General features: G+C 66.2%; 15 protein-coding genes. 10 read left to right on the top strand and 5 right to left on the bottom strand.

The genetic code is table 11. The annotated features are described in order from the left end of the window. Window positions 1-16 precede the first annotated feature (16 nt). Window positions 17-163, bottom strand: a complete 147-nt coding sequence (locus MUG78_RS08740) for a hypothetical protein (protein WP_246993933.1) — start codon at window positions 161-163, stop codon at window positions 17-19. A gap of 74 nt (window positions 164-237) precedes the next feature. Here MUG78_RS08740 and MUG78_RS08735 point away from each other — a divergent pair, with 74 nt between their 5' ends. After that, the gene (locus tag MUG78_RS08735) at window positions 238-1,824 is read left to right on the top strand and encodes an MFS transporter (RefSeq protein WP_246993931.1); all 1,587 of its coding nucleotides are present in this window, start codon (window positions 238-240) and stop codon (window positions 1,822-1,824) included. Window positions 1,825-2,046: 222 nt separating this feature from the next. Here MUG78_RS08735 and MUG78_RS08730 read toward each other — a convergent pair whose 3' ends face one another. Then, on the bottom strand, window positions 2,047-3,423 hold the full coding sequence (locus MUG78_RS08730) for an HNH endonuclease signature motif containing protein (RefSeq protein WP_246993929.1): 1,377 nt from the start codon (window positions 3,421-3,423) through the stop codon (window positions 2,047-2,049). A gap of 281 nt (window positions 3,424-3,704) precedes the next feature. On the opposite strand from MUG78_RS08730, the gene MUG78_RS08725 reads away from it, so the two are divergent. From MUG78_RS08725 to MUG78_RS08690, 8 genes are all read left to right on the top strand, one after another. Beyond that, a complete protein-coding gene (locus tag MUG78_RS08725) occupies window positions 3,705-4,337 on the top strand; it encodes a DUF2461 domain-containing protein (protein ID WP_246993927.1) in 633 nt (210 codons plus the stop codon). Further along, on the top strand, window positions 4,334-4,978 hold the full coding sequence (locus MUG78_RS08720; protein ID WP_246993919.1) for a hypothetical protein: 645 nt from the start codon (window positions 4,334-4,336) through the stop codon (window positions 4,976-4,978). Before MUG78_RS08725 ends, MUG78_RS08720 begins: the two co-directional genes overlap by 4 nt. Window positions 4,979-5,020: 42 nt before the next feature. After that, entirely contained in the window at window positions 5,021-6,553 is a 1,533-nt protein-coding gene (locus MUG78_RS08715; protein WP_246993917.1) for a type I restriction-modification system subunit M, read from the top strand. Further along, the gene (locus MUG78_RS08710; protein WP_246993915.1) at window positions 6,550-7,713 is read left to right on the top strand and encodes a restriction endonuclease subunit S; all 1,164 of its coding nucleotides are present in this window, start codon (window positions 6,550-6,552) and stop codon (window positions 7,711-7,713) included. The genes MUG78_RS08715 and MUG78_RS08710 overlap by 4 nt, the downstream gene beginning before the upstream one ends. Continuing rightward, window positions 7,710-9,521 carry an AAA family ATPase gene (locus MUG78_RS08705; RefSeq protein WP_246993913.1) on the top strand — a complete coding sequence of 604 codons (1,812 nt, stop codon included), beginning with the start codon at window positions 7,710-7,712 and terminating at the stop codon, window positions 9,519-9,521. The genes MUG78_RS08710 and MUG78_RS08705 overlap by 4 nt, the downstream gene beginning before the upstream one ends. After that, window positions 9,518-10,663, top strand: a complete 1,146-nt coding sequence (locus MUG78_RS08700) for a 5-methylcytosine restriction system specificity protein McrC (protein WP_246993911.1) — start codon at window positions 9,518-9,520, stop codon at window positions 10,661-10,663. Before MUG78_RS08705 ends, MUG78_RS08700 begins: the two co-directional genes overlap by 4 nt. 95 nt (window positions 10,664-10,758) lie before the next feature. Beyond that, window positions 10,759-11,661: a hypothetical protein gene (locus MUG78_RS08695; protein WP_246993909.1), complete on the top strand. Its 903-nt coding sequence runs from the start codon at window positions 10,759-10,761 to the stop codon at window positions 11,659-11,661. Between the two features lie 47 nt (window positions 11,662-11,708). Beyond that, a complete protein-coding gene (locus MUG78_RS08690; RefSeq protein ID WP_246993907.1) occupies window positions 11,709-15,173 on the top strand; it encodes a DEAD/DEAH box helicase family protein in 3,465 nt (1,154 codons plus the stop codon). Between the two features lie 349 nt (window positions 15,174-15,522). Here the strand turns inward: MUG78_RS08690 and MUG78_RS08685 are convergent, their stop codons facing one another. Beyond that, window positions 15,523-17,286 (bottom strand): neocarzinostatin apoprotein domain-containing protein, encoded by a 1,764-nt coding sequence (locus tag MUG78_RS08685; RefSeq protein WP_246993905.1) that lies wholly within the window; start codon window positions 17,284-17,286, stop codon window positions 15,523-15,525. A gap of 134 nt (window positions 17,287-17,420) precedes the next feature. After that, window positions 17,421-19,142, bottom strand: a complete 1,722-nt coding sequence (locus MUG78_RS08680) for a SulP family inorganic anion transporter (protein WP_246993902.1) — start codon at window positions 19,140-19,142, stop codon at window positions 17,421-17,423. Between the two features lie 80 nt (window positions 19,143-19,222). Here MUG78_RS08680 and MUG78_RS08675 point away from each other — a divergent pair, with 80 nt between their 5' ends. Next, a complete protein-coding gene (locus MUG78_RS08675; RefSeq protein ID WP_246993900.1) occupies window positions 19,223-20,590 on the top strand; it encodes a cryptochrome/photolyase family protein in 1,368 nt (455 codons plus the stop codon). A gap of 28 nt (window positions 20,591-20,618) precedes the next feature. Here the strand turns inward: MUG78_RS08675 and MUG78_RS08670 are convergent, their stop codons facing one another. Next, complete coding sequence (locus MUG78_RS08670) at window positions 20,619-22,226, bottom strand: AMP-binding protein (RefSeq protein ID WP_246993899.1); 1,608 nt, start codon at window positions 22,224-22,226, stop codon at window positions 20,619-20,621. Window positions 22,227-22,292 lie beyond the last annotated feature (66 nt).

The raw sequence follows: 22,292 nt of genomic DNA, 5'->3' as shown, positions 1-22,292 counted from the left end.
ACGGGTGCGGCAGGCGTCAGGCGGCTGAGGTGAGAATGATCAGAATCAGCGCTAGGACGCCTGCCAGCACCGCCAGCAGGGCCAGCACGCGCCAGACGTGCAACCCCGTACGGGACAGGTCGGTGACCGAGACGCGTGTGGGTGCCACGTGGTGAGAAGCCATGACGATTCACTTTCAGTGGGAGGCGGACCATGTCCGTGTGACCACTGTGACACAAGTTACGGGGGTTGCGTGTGATGAGCGGTGTGCGTGTCGGATGGAGTTTCCGCACCATCTGGCTGATTCTGGTCGCCTGCATGGCGGTGAGCTTGGTGGTCGCCGCCATGGCGGCCCTGAACACCGCGTTGCCGGGCATCGCGCTCGATCTCGAGGCCTCGTCCTCCCAGATGACCTGGATCATCGACGGCTACACGCTGATCCTGGCCGCCCTGCTGCTCCCGGCCGGCGCCATCGGCGACCGCCTCGGGCGCCGCGGTGTCCTCATGGTCGGCCTGGTGATCTTCGGCATCGCCTCGCTGGCCGCCATCTGGGTGAACACGCCCGGTGAACTCATCGCCACCCGCTTCCTCGCCGGCATCGGCGCCGCGCTGATCATGCCGACCACGCTGTCGCTGATCACCGCGGGCGTTCCGCGCGAACAGCGCGCCATCGGCGTCAGTATCTGGGCGGCCGTGGCCGGCGTCGGCGCGATCATGGGCTTCTTCGTGACCGGCGTGCTGCTGGAGTTCTTCAGCTGGCATTCGGTGTTCGTCACCTTCGCGGTGTCGGCGCTGGCCACACTCCTCCTCACCGTCACCATCGGCAGTTCCAAGGACGACGATCCCGGCGCCTTCGACATCCTCGGTTCGGTGACCTCGATGCTCGCGGTGGCCGGCGTGGTGTTCGGCCTCCTCGAGGCGCCGACCCGCGGCTGGTCCGATCCGCTGATCCTGGTCACGCTGATCGGCGGCCTGGTCCTCGGCGTCGCCTTCGTGGCGATCGAGCTGCGGCGCACTTCGCCACTGCTCGACGTCCGACTGTTCCGCAATCGCGCCTTCGCCTCCGGCTCCCTGTCGGTGGCGCTGCAGTTCTTCGCCTCGTTCGGCGTCTTCTACCTGATCCTGCTGCTACTGCAGCTGGTGTTCGGCTACTCGCCGCTCAAGTCGGCCTTCGCCCTGGTGCCGATGGTGGTCGGCGTCGGCGTCTTCGCACTGCTGGGCAACTGGGTGGCCGTCCGCTTCCACTCGCTTCGGATCGTCCTGGCCGCCGGTATCGCGTGCGCCGGCCTCGGCATTCTGGCCATCGGCATCTTCGATCCCGACGAGTACTGGAAGCTCGCGATCATGCTCGCGGTCTGCGCCGTGGGCATCGGCTTGGCGACGGCGCCGTCGACCACCGCGATCATGTCCAACACCCCGTTGGAGAACCAGGGCGTCGGCTCCGCCGTGAACGACACCGCCCGAGAGCTCGGTGCCGCCATCGGCATCGCTTTGGCGGGCAGCCTGATGGCCGCCGGGTACTCCGACCGGATCGGCCCCACCGCCTCCGCCGCACGCGACCAGCTCGCCGCGTTCGGCGACCCCGCCGCCGCCGACCAGGCCGCCGACGCGATCACCCGATCCCTCGCGGGTGCCGTCGAGGTGGCCAACCAGCTGCCGCCGGGCGCAGCCCAGCTGGCCGAGATGATCCGGCTGGGCTCCGAGCAGGCCTTCATCCCGCCGATGCAGCAGGCCTGCCTGGTCCTCGGCTCCATCCTGATCGCCGGCGGAGTCTTCCTCGGCTGGTTCGCCCCGCGCGAAGTGATCGAGGCCGAGCCGATCGTGGAGTCGTCCGACGCAGCCTGAAACCGGCGAGACCTGGAGTGGTCACCGCGACCACTCCAGGCCCACCTGATGGCGGGCACAGTATGGAATTCTCAAACAACACATCGCACCGGGAAACCTCTCCCGACACTGCATTCAGATACGTACTAGATCTCGCTTGAGACGAGAGTCGTTGGTGGACAGCCTCTTTGGGGCTGCTGGGACGTCAGATCGTGAAACAGGCGTCGCAGGCAGGCGGCAGAATTAGGCCGCGCCGGGCAATAACGTCAGCGTGCGCCGGGCATTCGACGGGATCGGTTCGCGGAAGCGCTTCGGGTGGTCCGGGTCGGCCGGCGGCACGAACCAGGGGTGGCGGTCGTGGCCGATGAACACCTCCCACCCACTCTGGTGGATCAGCATGTGGTGGCGACGGCAGAGCAGGACGCCGTTATCCAGGCAGGTCTGCCCACCGTGCTCCCAGTGCTCCACATGGTGGCCGTCGCACCACGACGACGGCGCACCGCAGCCGGGGAACGCACACCCGCGGTCACGCAACACCAGCGCCTTGCGAATCCCCGGGGTGAACAGCCGCTTCTCGCGCCCCACATTGAGCGGCACACCGTTCTCGTCCATCAGCGCCACCGCCACCGAGGCCTCACACATGATCAGTTCCGCGGTCCGCGCGGACACGGGTCCGCCGAAACCGAGCCACGGCACCGGGGTATCAGCATCGGCGAACGGGATTGAGATGGTCTGTCCCGCAATCGAATCGAGTACCTGGCCGTTCATCACCACCGCCGCCGGCACCGACAGAGTCACGTGCGGGAGTACTCCCCCGCTCTCCGGGCGTTCGGAGTGCGCGAGATAGGTGCGGACCACCTGGGTCATCGCATCCGCGCGCCGACGCTTGGCCGAGCGCTTATCGTTCGAGCCGTCCGGTTCCGGCACCGGTCGTGTCAGCGGATCCAACGCCGAGAACAGTTCCTCCGCGGCTACGGTGTCCAGGTCGATCGTGACCGCGACTCGTCCGTCGTCGGTGCGATCCATCGTCATCTCGTTCAGATCGTCACGCTCGGCGACCGGCACTCGACCGTCCGGGGTCTCGACCGGCGCGAGCTTGATGGCCCACGCACGGGCCTTCTCCTTCACCCGAGCCGGAGTCGTCTGCACCATCAGCGAGTGCACCACGCGCGCGCGATCCTCCTCGGAGAGATCCACGACACGACCTTCCACATGGCCGACACCGGTGACGACGGCATCGCCCTTCTCCGCCGACACCGCACCGTCGCGGATCCCGCGGGTCACCGCACGCAGGCCCTCATCCGCGATCGCCCACCCGATACGAACCGCGCGATGCGCGACCGCCGGGGCCGCACCGAGTTCGGTCATGATCGCCGCCGAGGACCGCACATGCTTGCGGGCAGGCAGTCCACTCCGTTCGATCGCTGCACACACCGCGGCCACCGAGTAATCGACCACGTTGCGCAGCCGCAGCACTGCCGCGGCCACCGCCAGCAGCTCGCGGTCGTCGTCCACCGCGCGCACTCGCGCCAGGAAGCGCGCGAGATTGTCGACACCGTCGTTGTCGGTGACATCGTCGACCATGAAGTCGGCGAGTTCGGTCAAACCTGCTGCGTCCACTTCGGCACCTCCGGTCAGGAGTACGGGTACAGCGGTGAACCGGTCGAGCTGCGGTGACGGTCGGTCAGAGCAGCCACTCGATTCGGCAGACGGGCAGAGGTATCCGCATCGTCTAACTCGAAGTTACGCCTCATATTGCGTTAGTACAACAGTTCGTCGAAACTTTTTTCGAATAATCTTCCGAAGGCGTTCACCTGCACAAATGACTGTTGCGAGGCTCACAGGGGCGCCACTGTCGACACTCCGAGCCGCGGATCGACAGCTGGAAGTAGCCTCGACGCATGAGCTTCGACGGGTTCCCCGAGTCGGCCTTCGACTTCTACGACGACTTGGAGATCGACAACTCGAAGGTCTACTGGGAAGCGAACAAGGCGACCTACCAGTCGGCGGTGCGCGCGCCGATGATCGCGCTGACCGACGCGCTGGCCGAAGAGTTCGGGACCGCGAAGATCTTCCGGCCGCACCGCGACGTCCGCTTCTCCAAGGACAAGACGCCGTACAAGACCCACCAGGGCGCGTTCGTCGCGAAGGCCCCGGCCACCGGCTACTACGCGGAACTCGCCGCACCCGGCTTCCGCGTGGGCGGCGGGTTCTACGAGGCGAGCGCCGATCGGTTGGCGGCGATCCGCACCGCGATCGACCACGAACGCTACGGCGCCGAGCTGGAGAAGATCCTCGCCCGCCTGCGCCGCGCCGGCTGGGAGGTCTCCGGCGAACGGCTCAAGACCGCGCCGCGCGGGTGGGCCAAGGATCATCCGCGCATCGAGTTGCTGCGGTACAAGTCGTTGACCGCCATGCGCAGCTACGGCTTCGACGAGCAGATTCACGCGCCGGCGCTCGTCGAGAAGATCCGCACCGACTGGCGGGCCGTGACGCCGCTGATCGAGTGGGCCGCCCGGCACGGTCAGACGTGACCGACACCGGCCCGCAGCCCCGGCCCGAACTGGAGACGGTCGCCGGCCACGACGACCTCGACACCTTCGGTGTACCGGTCGACGTCGACGAGATCGACGCGACGATCACCCTGGAACGCGAGTTCCTCACCGCCCTGGTCTGGGCACCGCCGTCGACCGCCGCGGCCATCGTGCACGCCCTCATCGGTCCGGACCGACTGCCGGTCGACGCGCCGCTGTTCTATCTGCCCGACCACGGCACCGTGTTCCGCCGCCTCGCGGGCGCCGTCGCCGAGGGCACACCGGTCTCGGCCACCGACCTGGTCACCGCCTTCGACCTCACCGAGCACGACGACAGGTTCGCGCACCTCCTCATGGAGATCGCCTCACCCAACCCGCTCCATCCGTGGCCGCTCCCCACCGAGGCCGATCTGCCCGCCCTGGCCCGGTCGCTGGCCGACCAGTGGCTGCGCCGCGGCTACCAGGCGCTGCTGGCACGTATGCACACCGTTCTCCGCGAGGAGCGGACGTCGACCCTGGACCAACATTGGCTCGCGCTGAGCCGCCATCAGCGCGCCGCCCAGGACGTGCACGACCGGATCCTAACCGCGCTCGACGCGCCCCTCGGCCACGGCGGCGATTGTCCGACCTCCGCGATATAAGGTCCACAACGAGTTGATTGACCAACAGGAGGGGATGCACCGGTGATCACCGGCGAACAGAAGGCCAAGGTAGACGCAGTCTGGGATGCGTTCTGGACCGGCGGAATCTCCAATCCGCTCGAGATCATGGAGCAGATCACCTATCTGCTCTTCATCCGACGCCTCGACGACGAGCAAACCAACGCGCTCAACCGCGCCAACCTCACCAATCGGCCGATCAGCGGCAACCCGTTCCCCGTCGACCGCGACGAGCTGCGCTGGTCCGTCCTCAAGGGTCGGTCACCGGCCGAGATGTTCGAGATCGTCGACGAGCAGGTCTTCCCGTTCATCAAGACGATGGGCAACGATGATTCCACCTACGCGCACTTCATGAAGGACGCGCGCCTCACAGTCCCCAACGCCGCCATGCTCGCGAAGGTGGTGGATCGGTTGGACGCCATCGAGATGCGCGACCTGGACACCAAGGGCGACATCTACGAGTACATGCTCGCCAAAATCGCTTCGGCCGGCCAGAACGGTCAGTTCCGCACGCCCCGCCACATCATCGCGCTGATGGTCGAAATGATGGCGCCGGGCCCGGAAGATGTGATCGTGGACCCGGCCTCGGGCACCTGCGGCTTCCTTGTCGCGGCCACCGAATACCTGCGCCACCACCACGCGGGAGAGATCTCGTCGGGCAAGGGCTCCAAGCACTTTCACGGCCAGTCCGAGCCCGGTATGTTCCACGGCTTCGACTTCGACAACACCATGCTCCGTATCGGATCGATGAACATGATGCTCCACGGCATCACCCATCCCGACGTCCGCTACCGCGACTCCCTGGCCGAAGCGAACACCGGCGACGCCGGCGCCTACTCGCTGGTCCTCGCAAATCCGCCGTTCGCCGGGAGCCTCGACTACGAGAACACCGCCAAAGACCTCCAGCAGATCGTCAAGACCCGGAAGACCGAGTTACTCTTCCTCGCCTTGTTCCTACGACTACTCAAGCCCGGTGGGCGCGCCGCAGTGATCGTGCCCGACGGGGTGCTGTTCGGATCCACCAAGGCCCACAAGGAACTCCGCCGCATGCTGGTCGACGACCACAAGCTCGACGCCGTGGTGAAGCTCCCCTCCGGCGTGTTCAAGCCGTATGCCGGAGTCTCCACCGCGATTCTGTTCTTCACCAAGACCGACTCCGGCGGCACCGACCAGGTGTGGTTCTACGACGTCCAAGCCGACGGCTACTCCCTCGACGACAAGCGCACGCCTCTGCTCGACGACGAGAAGCTCGGTGCCACGGTCAAACGCGACGACGCAGAGCACGCCAAGAACAACCTGCCCGACGTCCTGCACCGCTGGTGGCTCCGCGACACCGGCGAGCGCAACCGCGCCCGCACCGATCAGTCCTTCTGTGTGCCTCGCGACGAGATCGCTGCCAAGGACTACGACCTGAGCCTCAATCGCTACAAGGAGCTCGTCTACGAAGAAGTGGAGCACCGCTCCCCCGAAGAGATCCTCGACGAACTCGATCAACTCGAGTCTGAAATCCAGTCGGGGCTAATGAAACTCCGCCAGATGCTCGGAACCCAGTCGTGACCTGGCCACTCGTTAAACTTGGCGATATTGCAGAATGGGGCAGTGGCGGAACTCCACCGCGAAGCAACCGGGACTACTTCGACGGACAGATACCCTGGGCTGCGATTTCAGACCTCACCGATGGTGATGTCACGCACACCGCCGAATCAATCACCGACCTTGGATTGAAGAATAGCTCGGCAAAGATTGTCTACCCAGGATCACTACTTGTCGCAATGTATGGATCCATCGGAAAGCTGGGAATCCCATCCGTACCGATGGCGACAAACCAGGCAATCGCATTCGCAATCCCGGGCAAAAGTGTCGATCTGCGATTTCTTTACCACTATTTCCTATTTTCGCGGCCCCAGCTGATCGCCGCCGGCAACGGTGGAACCCAGTCCAATATCAGTCAAACGAAGCTGAAGAATTGGATGATCCCCCTGCCGCCACTCACCGAGCAGCGGCGGATCGCAGCCATCCTCGATCAAGCGAATAGCCTCCGAAGCATGCAACGTCACACAATCGAAGAACTGAGTTCGCTTAGGTCCTCGATATTTGATGAGATGTTCGGAAATCCATCCTCCAACAAGCACTCTTTCCCAACAACAACAATCGGGCAACTCGCGGATTCAGTCCAGTACGGAACTTCCGAGAAGAGCGGCCACGACGGCGCCTACCCCGTTCTCGGCATGGGCAATATCACCTCATCCGGACTGATCGATGCCACAAGAACAAAGAGAATGGATCTGGCTTCAGATAAAGTCGATCGCTTTACATTGCGGCGCGGGGACCTACTCTTCAATCGAACCAACAGTCCCGAACTCGTAGGGAAGGCGGCGGTATACGAATCCGACGACCCCGCAGCCTATGCGGGGTACTTGATCCGGGTTCGCACCAATGACGATGCGGAACCGCACTATGTTTCGGGATATCTAAACTCCAGACACGGGAAGGCCACACTCCGAAACATGTGTAAGGCGATCATCGGGATGGCAAACATCAACGCCACTGAACTTAGATCAGTCACCATTCTGGACGCCCCGGCCGAGAAGCAGCACGAATACGCAAACGCCGCCCGGTCACTCAATGCACAAAGGTCCAAACAAGCACAAAGACTCAAACAGCTCGATGCGCTCTTCTCTTCCCTGCAATCCCGAGCCTTCCGAGGTGAACTGTGACTACTGACGATTTCCGACGCGCACCGCGGTGGCAGAAGTTCATTCGCCCTGTCCTCAAGGTCGTCGACGACGGGTCGACGTGGAAGACCAAGGAAATCCATGTTGCCGTCGTCGATGCGATGGGGCTGCAGGAATCGGTCACCCGCGAGGTCAACGATTCCGGTCAACCGAAGGCGCACAACCGCGCAGGATGGGCACTCTCTGCCCTCCGCCGCGCCCAAGCAGTCACGTCCGTCAGGAACGGCGAATCGCAGATCACCGACCTGGGCCGCGAACTCCTCACCACGCACCCCGACGAAATCACGCAGAACGACCTGCGGGAGACACCGGGGTATTGGGACTATGAGCCTCGGTCCCGAAACCCGAAGAACGTGGTCGACTCGGATGATCTGCCCTCCTACTGGTTTGTGGGCGCCGCCTTCGGAGAGGACGGCGGTCCGAGCGAGGATCACACGGCAGAGTTCGTCGAGTCCGGAATATGGCGCGCACAGCAGCCCCACAAGTACGCCGATCTGATCAAGACGATGCGCCCCGGAGAACGGATAGCCATCAAGTCGACGTTCACGCGGAAGCACGATCTGCCCTTCGACATCGACGGACAGACTGCGTCCACCATGCGTATTCGGGCGACCGGCACCATCGTGGAGAATCCAGGCGACGGCGACAGTGTGCTGGTCGCCTGGGATTCCGAAGAGGCTGTCCCCCAAGAGGACTGGTACTTCTACACTTCGCGCGGCACCGTCTGGCAGGTCAAGGAGGACGTGTGGACCGCGCGGGCGCTGGTGGACTTCACCTTCGACGGCGCAGAGCAGGACTACGCCGCATTCCTGCGCGCTCCGTACTGGACGGAGAAGTACTCCACCTGGCCGGACGTGGAGACCGATGATCTCGAGGATGACGAGGAGGAGTTGGTCGACGCCGTCACGTACACCGTCGACGACATCATCGCGAAGGGCTCGTTCGCGTCTGCCGATGAGCTCAACGGCTACTTGGATGCACTGCGACGCAAGAAGAATCTGATCCTGCAGGGACCGCCCGGCACCGGCAAGACGTGGCTGGCCAAGCGCCTGGCGTACGCGTTGATCGGCCGCGAGGATCGCTCCCTCATCCATGCGGTGCAGTTCCATCCGACCGTGTCCTACGAGGACTTCGTGCGGGGCTGGCGTCCCGGCGGCGACGGCCGCCTCACCCTCACCGACGGCCTGTTCCTCGAGGTGATCGAGGCTGCGAAGAGCGAGCCGGACACCACGCACGTGCTCGTCATCGAAGAGATCAACCGCGCCAACCTCGCGCAGGTGATGGGTGAACTCCTCACCCTGCTGGAAGCCGACAAGCGGAAGGGATCCGAGGCACTGCGCCTTGCCTATCCGCGCGGCCGGGACGAACTGATCTTCATTCCGGAGAACCTGTACGTCATCGGCACCATGAACCTCGCCGACCGATCCCTGGCCATCGTCGACTTCGCCTTGCGACGCCGCTTCGCCTTCGCCGACCTGGCACCGCAGTTCAACGCTGCCTGGCGCGCTTGGGTCGGCGCCCGCAACCGGATCGACGACACGTTCCTGCGTGACCTTGCGCGTCGCATCGACACTCTGAACGGAGCCATCGCCGGAGAGCGATCCCTCGGCAGCCAGTACCGGATCGGCCACAGCTTCTTCACGCCGGCAAACCCCACCGCGATCGACGATCCTCAGGCCTGGCTCGCCGACATCGTCGAGCAGGAGATCCATCCGCTGCTCTCCGACTACTGGTTCGACGACCCCGCGCGGGTAGAGAAGGAATCTGCGACACTGCTGGGCCGGTCATGATGACCGAATCCCCGGCAGTCGTCGGCGAACCCGGCGTGATCCTGAGTGGCACCAAGACCAAGATCCCCGTCCGCAATGTCTGGTTACTCATGGTCTATGCCTCGGAACTGTTTCAGCACGACCACGCTCTGCAATCTGCGGGTACCGAGGACAACCCGGACGACCTGGTACATGTCGTCGCCGAGATTCTGGTGAGCGCCGTCGAACGTCGCCTCCGCCGGAACCTCGGCCGTGACTATCGGGCTCGCGATGCGGTCCTGACCCGCGTGCGCGGACGGATCGACGTCCTCGCTACGGAGTCCGGCATGCTGCTGGCCCAGGGCCGCGTGGCATGCCGGTTCGACGAGTTGACCGTCGATAATCCACGCAATCGACTGCTACTGACCGCCCTGGACCAGGTTGCTCGCGGGTTCGCGAAGACTGCCACCAGTCACCGCCACGACGAACTCCGACGACGGGCGCGCGCTCTCGCGACCCAGCTGACGCAATACGGAGTGTCGCCGAGACCCATCGACCGACGGGCTGCCGCAGACATTGTGCTGGGGCGCAACGAGGTCGATGACCGCGATGCCGTCGATGCGGCAAAGTTGTTGCTGGACATGATGATCCTGACCGAGGAAGCAGACCGTCGCGTGTCGCGCACACCGCTGCGCGACGTGGACAAGTTTCGCGCACTCTATGAGAAGGCGGTACGCGGCTTCTATCGCGCGGTCCTGCGCCCAGAGTGGTCGGTGAAGGCTGGCAACACCTGGCGCTACTGGCCTTTGGACGCACGATCCTCTGGCCTACCCACCGTGCTGCCGATTATGAACACCGACATCGAGCTCGAGCGGGGCAGTCGGCGAATCATCATCGAGACCAAGTTCGCCGAAGCGCTCAAATCGAGCCGGAGCTACGACGGCGATCAGGGGAAACCGCTCCTGGCGAGCAAGCACCTGTACCAGCTCTACGCGTACGTCCAATCCCAGCACGACGCCGATACACTCGGCCCCACTGCTGAAGGAGTACTGCTGTACCCGACCGTCGCCCATCACCTGGAGGAGTGGGCGGTGATGCAAGGCCACCGCTACCGATTCCTGAGTGTGGACCTCGCCGGCACCACGTCGAGCATTCGGGAACGGCTGCTCGATGTGACACTTTAGGTCCCCCCAAGGACTGACTTCTCCGGGATTGTCGTAGGCGCGCGGTATGTTTCACGGCTAGCCCGAAGTCGTGCCCGACTACACCTAGGAATGCCGTGCGCACCATCCCCAAGTCACTTCTCGCTGCCGGCGCAGTGCTCGCACTCGTGCCCGCCCTCGCTGCCTGCGACACCGACGAGAACGCTGCAGCGACGCCGTCGATCACCGACGTGAATCCGGCCGACTGGGTGAACCCCATGTATACCGACCACTACACCTGGGCGTACGCCACCGCCGACGGCAATCGAATCTGCACGGCGTTCCCTGCGCGGTCCGGCTATCCCGCTGGGATCTCATGCTCGGCGAACTTCCCCGCGGACGCGCCCGAGGTGAAAAACGACGTATTCGTCGGCCCGCCGAACACCGTTGTCCTCACCAAGGACGGCGTGCAGATCACGATCGACGAAGGCGGCCCCTTTACCCCGAAGGTGATGCCGGAGAACCACCGGATCACGGTGGGAGAGCTGCGGTGCACGACACTCCCCGAGCACGGCATTCAATGTGCGAGTTCCACTGCCGGTTTCACCGCTGACAACGGCACGGTGACCCAGACCGGCGAGATCATCGCTCCGTCCACCGCGCCCGCTTCGACGGCCACCACCACGACGACTATCCCCTCGACCACTGCCGCCGAGACCACTTCGTCGACGCCCCCGGCCGTGATGGACGGCCCGTACACCGAAGGCCCCGAACCGGTGGCGCCCGGCACGATGTGCGGCGTCGCCTCCGGCAACACCCCGGTGCAGGTGGTCAGCGGCTCCATCTCGTGCATCGACGCCATCGCAGTGATCGACGGCTACCTCGCCGCACCCGACGACGGGAGCCACGGCAACGCTCGAATCAAGGAGTACCAGGGCTGGTCGTGCTCGGCGCCGACCTACGGAACCTCCCAGCAATTCGGCTACACAGCCAAGTGCACCAAGGGTGGCATCGAGCTCATCCGACCGACCTTCGGATGAAGGATCAGTCCGGTATGACAGGATCTCACTTCAGTGACGGGAGGCACATGACTGGAAATTTCGGGTTCTTGAAAGCCGAATGGCCGCGAATTCACGAGAGCGCAAAAAGCGCGGAGCGCGACGCCCTCTTCGACGGCCGGACCACGTGCTTCTACACGCGCCATGCCGTGGAGCTCACCGTGAAGTGGGTCTTCACTGCAGAACGCCTCTCCCTGCCGCGTGGGTCCAGAGACCTGAACGGCCGGCTGCACGATCCGCAGTTCCAGAGCATCGTGCCCCGGCGCGTTCGGAGCAAGATGGACTTCATCCGCGAGCGCGCCAATAGAGCGGTGCACGAGGAAGGTGCCGTCCCCAAGAAGGACGGAATCGAGCTGCTCGAGGAGCTGTTCCACATCCTCTGGTGGCTTGCCCACGAGTATGGTTCGGGACCCGATTCCAGGCCGGCTCCGCAGCGGCAGTTCGACCGGTCCCTGCTGCCCAAACCCGGGCACAATCCGGCGATGGCCAAGACCGTTGCCCAGCTGAAGGAACTCACGCAGTCGGTCGAGGCCAAGGACCAACAGCTCGAATCCGCCGAAGCCGAACGCAAATCCCTCGCCGATCAGGTCCGGGCCCGCGACGCGCAACTCGCGCAGACGGACGCTGCGCGTGCGTCGGCCGAGCTCGAATCGGCGTCGAAGGACGAGTTGATCGCCCGCCTCCAGGCCCAGATCGCCGAGGCGAAGGCCGCCGCTGCCGCAACCCCGGACACACACGACTACAACGAAGCCAAGACCCGCGAACGCATCATCGATCTGATGTTGCGCGAGGCCGGCTGGGACCTCGACCAGCAGCGCGATCGCGAATACCCGGTCACCGGTATGCCCGGCGGCACAGGCAACGGCTTTGTCGACTACGTCCTCTGGAGCGCCGACGGTCTCCCCTTGGCCGTCATCGAGGCGAAACGAACCAGCAAGGACGCGTCGGTCGGCAAGCACCAGGCCAAGCTCTACGCCGACGCACTCGAGCAAATGACCGGGCGTCGTCCGTTCATCTTCTACACCAACGGCGACGAGATCTTCTTCTGGGACGACCTTCGCTATCCGCCCCGCCCGGTCGAGGGCTTCTACACCCGCGATCAACTCGAACTCGAACGGCAGCGCCGCACCTCCCGCAGACCGCTCGCCGACGTGCAGGTCAATACCTCGATCGTCGAACGTCCCTATCAGCTGCGCGCGATCCGGCGGGTCACCCAGAGCTTCGACGGAGACAAGCCCCAACGCGCTGCGCTGCTCGTGATGGCCACCGGTTCCGGCAAGACGCGCACGGTGATCGCGTTGTCGGACATCCTGATTCGCGCTAACTGGGCCACCCGGATCCTGGTGCTCGCCGACCGCGTCGCCCTGGTCAAACAGGCTGCGAATGCGTTCAAGACGTTCCTGCCCGACTCGCCGCCGGTCAACCTGCTCACCGACCGGAACACCGACGGTCGGGTGTACGTGTCGACCTACCCCACGATGATGGGGCTGATCAACGAACTCGACAACGGCCGTCGTCGCTTCGGACCCGGTTACTTCGATCTGATCGTGATCGACGAGGCGCACCGGTCCGTCTACCAGAAGTACCGTCGCATCTTCGAGTACTTCGACTCGTACCTACTCGGCCTCACAGCGACGCCGAAGGAGGACGTCGACCACAACACGTACCAGCTGTTTCACCTCGAAACCGGTGTTCCCACCGACGATTACGACCTCGATGAAGCCATCAGCGACGGATGGCTGGTGCCACCCCGCGCCGTGACCATTCCGCTCACCTTCCCTAGCCGGGGCATTCGATATGACGACCTCACCCCGGAGGAACAGGAGCGCTGGGAGGCTCAGGATTGGGGTGACGAGGAGGACACGGAGATCCCCGGCGAGGTCGCCGCGGATGCGGTGAACACGTGGCTGTTCAACACCGACACCGTCGACAAGGTGCTCGAGGTACTGATGACGCGCGGCCACCGCGTCGCCGGCGGTGACCGCCTCGGCAAGACGATCATCTTCGCCAAGAATCAACGTCACGCCGACTTCATCGCTGAACGCTTCGACGCCAACTACCCGGAATACAAGGGACACTTCGCCGCGGTCATCACCCACGCGGTCTCGCACGGCGACGATCTGATCGACAAGTTCGCCCAGGCCGATTCGGCCCCGCACATCGCGGTGTCGGTCGACATGCTCGACACCGGCATCGACGTGCCCGAAGTGGTCAATCTGGTGTTCTTCAAACCCGTGCGGTCCAAGACCAAGTTTTGGCAGATGGTCGGGCGAGGCACGCGTCTGCGCCCGGATCTCTATGGGCCGGGCAACCCCAAGACCGACTTTCTCATCTTCGATGTCTGCGACAACTTCGAGTACTTCCGCGCAAATCCGAAGCCGGCCGAAGCGCGACGCAGCGCGTCGTTGTCGGAGCGGCTCTTCACCTGCCGCGTGGAACTCATCGGGGCACTGGATCGTCGTAAAGCCTCCCCTGGTCTGAGGAGCGGCGTCGCCGACCTGCTCAGCACACAGGTTGCCGGGATGAATCTGGACAACTTCCTGGTGCGCCCGTACCGGCGCAGCGTGGAGACCTACAGCGAGCGCGCCGCGTGGGATTCCTTGACCGAACTGCAGACCGCCGAACTGATCGAGCGACTCGCCGGACTGCCCACCGAAGTCCGGGATCCGGACGAGATGGCCAAACGCTTCGACCTGATCGTGCTGCGCGAGCAGTTCGCCCTCATCACCGGCGACGAGTCGACGGCCGAGCGCGAAGCCGAGCGCGTCCGATCCATCGCCGAGGGACTTCTCGAGCAGCTGACGATTCCCAAGATCGCCGCGCAGGAGCCGCTGCTCCGTGAGGTGGCCTCCGCCGAGTGGTGGACCGATGTGACGCTGGAAATGCTCGAGTCGGCGCGCACCACCCTGCGTTCGCTCGTTGGACTCCTGGAACGGAAGCAGCGCGTCCAGGTGTATTCGGATTTCACCGACACCTTCACCGGTGAGGTCGGCGAGGTAGACATGCCCATCTCGGTGACGGGCACCGACCGCAGCCGTTTCCTCGCGAAGGTGCGCAGCTACCTGCTCGATCGACCCGAGCACCTCGCGCTCCGCAAGCTCCGTTCGGGTTCCCCGCTGACCGACGCCGATCTCGCGTCGCTCCAACAACTCCTCGACGCCAGCGGACTGGGCAGCAACGACGACTTCGCCAACGAGGTGAACGCGGCGCAGGGCCTGGGCCGGTTCATCCGTTCGCTGGTCGGTCTCGATCGCACTGCTGTGAACGGGCTCTTCACCGAGTTCGTGTCGGACACGAACGCCACCGCCGAGCAGATTGACTTCGTCGGCCAGATCGTGGACTACCTGACGCGGAACGGCGAAATGGACCCAGGGCGGCTGTACGAACCACCGTTCACTGACACCGCGCCGCAGGGGCCCAACCAAGTCTTCGACCTCGATCGCCTCCGCGACCTCGTCTCACGTATCGAAGAGGTGAATCGAGCAGCAGGCTAGTGTCCAGGCCTTTTCCGCGATCCCGAAGATCCCAAAGCAGGCGGTTCTCGGCTTCCGCGACCAGTACCAGCATCGCGATGATGAACGAAGTGATCTCGCCCCGGTTCAACGACTGTTCAGCTTCCACTAAGGCCCGGTAATACCGGCTGGGAGATCTCCGGCGGCCAGCACGACCATCGTGCACGACCGGATCCTGGCCGCTCTCGGCAACGACCTCCCCCACGGCGACGCGCAGGCCTTCTCCTGAAGTTCGCTGACATATAGCGGGCACCTTGGTCAATATGACCAAGGTGCCCCGCTATATGCCAGTGACTGGTCTCCGGGCGGGTGAGGCCGCCGGAGCGGCGGGCTACCGGGAAGTGCGGCGTCCCAGCAGCAGGCCGCCGAGCGCAGCGGCGACCACCAGGGCAGCCGTGCCGGCGCCCCAGATCCACGGACTCACCGAGTCATCGGTCGTCGACGTCGCGGCCACGGCCTGGACGTCGGGGTCGGTCGACGCCGAGCCGGGCGACGAAGCGGCGTTCGCCGCCTTGTCGGACGCGGTCTTCCCCTCTGCGGTCTTCCCCTCTGCAGGCTTACCGGCGTCCGCTCCCTTGATGGTCAACGGCGTCGCGGTGTCCTGACTGCGGTCCGCCGATCCGTGCGCCGCCATCGTGTAGATCGCGCACGGGTTCTCGACGCAGTTGCCGGCGGCGAAGACCGGCTCGACGTCGAGCGTCACGGTGAACGAACCGTCGGCGCCGATCTGGTCCGGCCGCACGTAGGTCACGGCCCCGAACGCCGACGCGTCGGTGGTGGAGTACCGCGCCGTCTCGGCGACACCGAGGTACACACCCGGGCCAGCGGTCGAGAAGCCCTTGCCGGAGACGGTGATCGGGGTGGCGCCGGTCGAAGCAATGCTGGTGGTGGACAGACTCACCGCAGCCGTCCCGGCCGCGGCCGGAGGCTCAGCGGCGGGTGACGCCGCCGGCGCATCCGCTCCGGCGGACGGGCCACCGGCGAAGGAGACACCGGTCGACGTGTCCTGGCTGCGATCCGTCGAACCGTGGGCGGCGAGGGTGTACACGGCACACGCGTTCTTGGTGCAGTCGGCTTTGCCGAACCGCGCCGCAACGGGCAACTGCACCGAGAACGAGCCGTCGGAGGACAGCTTGCCGTTCGCGGTGGAGACGAACACCGTGCCCGGACCGAAGGCCGACGCGTCGGTCGACGAGTGCTGGTCAGTCTGCGCGATGCCCACATAGACGCCGGGCCCGGAGGTACCGAAGCCGCGGCCGGTCACGGTGACGGTGTCCCCGGCCGGGTTGAGTCCGGTGGACTTGCTCAGCGAAACCGCCGGCTGACCGGTCGCCGGAGCACCGGGAGCCGGAGCCGCCGGCCCCTGGGCGGCCGGCGCGGTATCGGGCTGCTCGGCACCCGCACCCGCACCGGCACCGGCGAGGGTGATCGGCACCCACGCGTCCTGCGTGCGGTCGGTGAGCTTGGGGAACGCGGTGATGCTGGCGACGAAGCACTTGGTCGCCGAGCAGTCGACGCCGTTGAACGAACGCTGAATCTTCAGCGTGGCGGCGAAAGTGCCGTCACCGCGCACCGTGAGCTTGGCGCCGCCGTCGGCGTAGGTCGACGGGTATCCGGAGCTCGGCTTCGCCACGGTCTGCACCACGTAGAGGTCCTCGCCGGGCCGATAGCCGGATCCGGAGACGGCGACCGTGGAACCGGGCGCGATCGACGACGGTGTGACCGTGAGCACCGGCGTCCCACGGGACGGCCCGTTCCCGCCGCCGCCCATCGGCAGGAACTGCATGAGCTGCTGATACAGCGCCATGCCCTGCTCGGTGAGCTGGGCGCGCAGGCCGTCGAGGAAGGAGGCCTGCCCGGCGGCGGTCAAGTGCTTGGGCAGCACCACCGGCACGCCGTCGCGGTAGGCGACGATCGGCCCGTCGACGGCCGAGCGCTTGGGTGCGACCGGAGCGGGTTTCGGCGCGGGAGCGGACTGCCGGGGCGATCCGGATCGCGGCGCGGTGGGGTCCGCGCTCGCCACGCCGGGGACCGTGAGACCGATGAGTGCCGCAACCCCGAGGGCTGCGACCGACCCCAGCAATGACGTGCGCATGTATGGACCTTCCAAGGTGCTCTTCACCGACCGAAACCAGAACGTCGAACAAGCCAGGCTTGCCTAACCGAATGAAGATAAGCATGACCTAACATCGGGTGTCGAACCGGGCCCCGGAGCGACCGCTCGAAGGGTCAGGCGGGGCGGTCGTCGAACCGGTCGACCATCGCGTCGACGGTGGGCGCGAATTGGCTGGATCCGAAGCGCGGCTTGCCGTCGACCTTGAGGCGATAGCGCTCCAACTGCTCCCGGATCGGATCCTTCATCTCGGCGAACGCCAGGTCGACGGAGTGCTTGGAGAGGTAGTCGTCGAGCTCCACCAGTTCGTCGATCGCGGTGGAGTCGATGTGGGTGATCGGCTCGCAGGCCAGCACCACGGCGGTGATCTCGCGGCCGGCCGACCGAGCAGACCGGTACTCGTCACGCACCCAGTCGTCGAACCGGGCGCCGTTGGCGAAGAACAGCGGCGCGTCGAACCGCAACAGCAGCACGTGCGGGGTCAGTTCGGCTTCCGGGTGGCGCGCCCGGTCGTGGTAGCCGCGCAGGCCGGGGACCCAGCCCAACTCGGCACGATAGGGCCGCGACACCGCATAGATGAAGGCGACGAAGGCCAGGCCGATCGCCACCAGGATGCCTTCCATCACGCCGAGGATCGCGACGCCACCGAAGGCGACGACGCTGATCGCGCCCTCCACGAAGTCGATCCGGAACAGTTCCACCACCGAACGGACGTCGACCAGCGCCAGGGCGGCGGTGATGACCACCGCGGCCAGCGCGGCCGACGGCAGGTATTCGGTGAGACCGGGGACCAGCACCAGCGCGAGGATCAGCAGCGCCGCACCGATCAGCGCCGTCAGCTGGGTCTTGGCGCCGGACTGTTCGGCCACCGCGGTGCGGGAGCTCGACGCCGAGATCGGGAAGCCGCCGAAGAAGCCCGCGGCCACGTTCGACGCCCCGACCGCACCCATCTCGTGGTTGCCGTCGACCGAATGCCCGGCGCGCGCGGCGAAGGTGCGCGACAGCACGCTGGTGTCGGCGAAGGCGATCAACGCGATACCGACCGCGGGCAGCATCAGCGAGACCCAGTCGTCCCAGCTCGCGGACGGCACGGCGGGCGCGGGCAGACCGTCGGGCATGGCCCCGACCACCGGCACGGTGTCCTCCCAGCCGATCGCCCAGACGAAGAGCATCGACCCGGCGACGGCCACCAGCACGCCCGGAATGGTCCGCTTCCACCACTTGAGCGCGACGATCACCACCAGGCACACCAGACCGATCACGACGGCCTTCGGCTGCGCGCGACCGTCGATCACGCCGCGCAGATCGGTGGTCAGCACCTCGATGATCGAGTCGCCGTTCCCGGAGTAGCCGAGCAGCGCCGGAATCTGACCGAGCACGACGACCAGCGCGATGCCGTTCAGGTAGCCGATCCGGATGGGTTTGGCGAGCAGACTCGTCACGAAGCCCAGGCGCAGGACCGCGGCCAAGACGAGCACGACGCCCACCTCGATGGCCAGCACCCCGGCGAGATCCACGCGGCGTTCGCTGTCGATGGCCAGCGGAATCACGGCAGCGGCGATGATCGGCGCCAACGCCGAGTCGGGCCCGAGGACCAGGATGCGCGACGGCCCGAGCACGGCGTAAACGAGGATCGGGATGATGGTCGCGTATAGGCCGGTCACCGGCGGCAGGCCGGCCACCTCGGCGTAACCCAGACCAGCCGGGATCAGCAGCGCGCCGACCGCGATGCCCGCGGCGAGATCGCCGCGCAGCCATCCGCGCCGGTACAAACGCACGGTCTCGGCACCGGGCAGCACCCGAGCGATTCCGCGCAGCGCGGCGCTCCCCCTGGTCATCCCTTGATCCTGCCCTACCGGCTCCGGCCGCGACGCGCCGATCATCGCACCGCCGCCCCGACAAGGGAACAATGACAGGTATGGCCGCCCCCGCAGTGATCTGGTTCCGCCGCGACCTTCGCCTGCGCGATCTCCCGACGCTGCTGTCGGCCGCCGACACGAGCGACGACGCCCTCGCGCTGTTCGTGGTCGATCCGGCGCTGCTGCGCCCGTCCGGCGCGGCCCGCCGGGCCTTCCTCGCCGGCTGCCTGCGCGCCCTCGACGACGACCTCGGAGGACGTCTGCTGATCCGCGCGGGCGACCCGGTCGACGTGGTGCCCGCGGTGGCCGCACAGGTCGGCGCGCGCGACGTCCATGTCAGCGCCGACTACGGCCCCTACGGCAGCCGTCGCGACGCAGCGGTCGCCGCAGCGCTGGCGGAGAACGGCCGCGAGCTGGTCGCCACCGGATCGCCGTACGCCGTCGCTCCGGGCCGGGTGCGCAGTTCGTCGGGCGGCGGGTATCGCGTGTTCACCGCGTACCGTCGTGCCTGGTACGACCACGGGTGGCGCGCACCGGCCGACACCGACGCCGGCACGCTGAACTGGATCGCGCCGCCGTCGGCGAGCGACCCGCTGCCGGAGATCGACGTCGACGCGACCCTGCCCGTCCCCGGTGAAGCGGCCGCCCGCGCGCGCTGGGCCGACTTCCGCACCGGATTCGACGACACGACGGACGCTCCCGGGTATGCGACCGACCGCGACCGCCCCGACCTGGATGCAACCAGCCGCCTCTCGGCCTACCTGAAATTCGGCTGCCTGCACCCGCGGACGCTGCTGCGCGACCTGCGGAACGCGACCGGCGACAACGCCGCGACCTTCCGCAGCGAACTGGCCTGGCGGGACTTCTACGCTGACGTCCTGCACCACCGGCCGGAGACGGCCCGCTGCAACTACGACGCCCGGTTCGACGCCCTCCCGCACGACTCCGGGCCGGACGCCGACCGCGACTTCGAGGCCTGGTGCACCGGCCGCACCGGCTACCCCATCGTCGACGCCGGCATGCGGCAGCTGTTGGCGGAAGGCTGGATGCACAACCGCGTCCGGATGATCACGGCGTCGTTCCTCACCAAGGACCTGCACCTGCCGTGGTGGCGCGGGGCCCGCCACTTCATGACGCACCTGGTCGACGGCGACCTGGCCTCGAACCAACACGGCTGGCAGTGGACTGCCGGCTCCGGCACCGACGCCGCGCCCTACTTCCGCGTCTTCAACCCGGTGACCCAGGGGCGACGGTTCGACCCGGACGGCGACTACGTCCGCCGCTGGGTCCCCGAGCTGCGCGGTATCGCAGGCGGTCGGGTCCACCTCCCGGGTTCCGGCGCACCCGGCTACCCGGCGCCGATCGTCGACCATGCCACCGAACGACTCGCGGCCCTCGACCGTTACGCAACGATCAAGGGCCGCTGAGAGTCACACCTGCTCAGACGTCGACCGCTTAGGCCTCGACCGCCTCCGCGGCAGCCTTGGCCCAGCGGTAGTCGGCCTTGCCGGCCGGGGTGCGGCGCACCTCGTCGACCACCACCAGGGTGCGCGGGACCTTGTAGCGGGCCAGCGTCTGGCGGCAGAACTCCTGGATCTCTTCCAGGGTCGGCTCCGCGGCGCCCGGCTGCAGCTGCACCACGGCGGCGACGCGCTGGCCGTACTTGGGGTCCGGGGCCGGCACGACGAGGGCGTCGGCGACGTCCGGGTGACCGTGCAGTGCGGCCTCGACCTCTTCGGCGTACACCTTCTCGCCGCCGGTGTTGATGCATTGGCTGCCGCGGCCCAGGAACACGGTGCTGCCGTCTTCGTGGACGTAGCCCATGTCGCCGAGCACCGAGATGCGGGTGCCGTCGGCCATGGTCGGGAAGGTCTTGGCGGTCTTCTCCGGGTCCTTGTAGTAGCCCTGCGGGATGTTGCCGACGCGTGCGATGTAGCCCACCTCGCCCGGCGTGGTGATGCGCTCGAACTTCTCGTTGACCACCATCATCCGGTCGGTGGGCGGCATCTTGAGGTTGCCGTTCTCGTCCAGCGAGATCTCGCCGTCGTTGCCCGACTCGGAGGCGCCGAAGTTGTCGCGCAGCACCAGTTCCGGCTTGATCTTGGTGAAGCGATCGCGGACGCTCTGGCTCCAGATGGCGCCGCCCGAGGCGATCATGAACAGCGACGACAGGTCGAGCTCCTCCTGACGACGCTCCATCTCCTCCACCAGCGGCATGCCCATGGCGTCGCCGACGATGAGGATCATCTGAGTCTGGTCGCGCGCGATGTTCCCGACGATCGCCTCCGGGTCGAAGTCGCGCTCCAGGATGAGGCGGCCGCCCAGCGACAGGAAGGTGAACAGCGAGTACGACGCGGCGCCGTGCATCAGCGGGGCGGCGATCAGGAAGGCCAGCGACGGGAAGTTCGCGACCTCGCGGCCCAGCTCCTCGTAGCTTTCGCGGGCCGGTCCGTACGGGTTGCCGCCGGAGATCGGCTTCCGGAAGAAGTCGTCGTGGTGCCACATGACACCCTTCGGGTAGCCGGTGGTGCCACCCGTGTAGATCAGGTACAGCTCTTCGCCGTTGCGCTCGGGGAAGTCGCGTTCGGTCGACTGCTCGGTCCAGTCCGCGAAGTCGACCAGCCCGATGGTGTCGCCGGCGGCGGCCTTCAGTTCCTCGGTGACCTCGCCGATCACGAAGATCACGCGCAGCTCCGGCAGCTTGTCCAGCACCTTCGCCAGCAGCGCCTGGTGCTCGGGCAGTTCGACGATGATCGCCGCCGAGTCCGAGTTGTCGAAGATGTACTCCAGCTCCGGCTCGGTGTAGCGGTAGTTCACGTTGACCGGAACGGCGCCGATCTTGAGCATGCCCAGCAGCGCGGCGACGTGCTCGACGCTGTTCTTCAGGTACAGCGCCACCTTGTCGTCACGGCCGATGCCGTGCGCGGCCAGCAGGTGCGCCACCTGGCTGGTCTGCGCGTCCATGGCGGCGTAGGTGATGCCCTTGCCCTCGTAGGTCAGCACGTCGCGGTCGGGCACCGCGTCGGCGACGGTCTCGAAGACGGTGGCGAGATTGAACTTCATGGAACTTTCTCCTTGCGGAAGAGCGCCTGGCCTGCAGGCCGGTGCGGTGGTGGGAGTGGTGCGACG

The sequence above is a fragment of the Gordonia alkaliphila genome, assembly GCF_023017165.1.
Taxonomy (GTDB): domain Bacteria; phylum Actinomycetota; class Actinomycetes; order Mycobacteriales; family Mycobacteriaceae; genus Gordonia; species Gordonia alkaliphila.
The sequence above is the reverse complement of the archived record's forward strand: the minus strand, read 5'-3'. Positions and strand labels throughout refer to the sequence as shown.

Coding starts and splice junctions, on each gene's coding strand:
- MUG78_RS08725 (WP_246993927.1), top strand. CDS start 3,705: ATGAGCTTCGACGGGTTCCCCGAGTCGGCCTTCGACTTCTACGACGAC.
- MUG78_RS08740 (WP_246993933.1), bottom strand. CDS start 163: ATGGCTTCTCACCACGTGGCACCCACACGCGTCTCGGTCACCGACCTG.
- MUG78_RS08675 (WP_246993900.1), top strand. CDS start 19,223: ATGGCCGCCCCCGCAGTGATCTGGTTCCGCCGCGACCTTCGCCTGCGC.
- MUG78_RS08690 (WP_246993907.1), top strand. CDS start 11,709: ATGACTGGAAATTTCGGGTTCTTGAAAGCCGAATGGCCGCGAATTCAC.
- MUG78_RS08735 (WP_246993931.1), top strand. CDS start 238: ATGAGCGGTGTGCGTGTCGGATGGAGTTTCCGCACCATCTGGCTGATT.
- MUG78_RS08680 (WP_246993902.1), bottom strand. CDS start 19,142: ATGACCAGGGGGAGCGCCGCGCTGCGCGGAATCGCTCGGGTGCTGCCC.
- MUG78_RS08670 (WP_246993899.1), bottom strand. CDS start 22,226: ATGAAGTTCAATCTCGCCACCGTCTTCGAGACCGTCGCCGACGCGGTG.
- MUG78_RS08700 (WP_246993911.1), top strand. CDS start 9,518: ATGATGACCGAATCCCCGGCAGTCGTCGGCGAACCCGGCGTGATCCTG.
- MUG78_RS08685 (WP_246993905.1), bottom strand. CDS start 17,286: ATGCGCACGTCATTGCTGGGGTCGGTCGCAGCCCTCGGGGTTGCGGCA.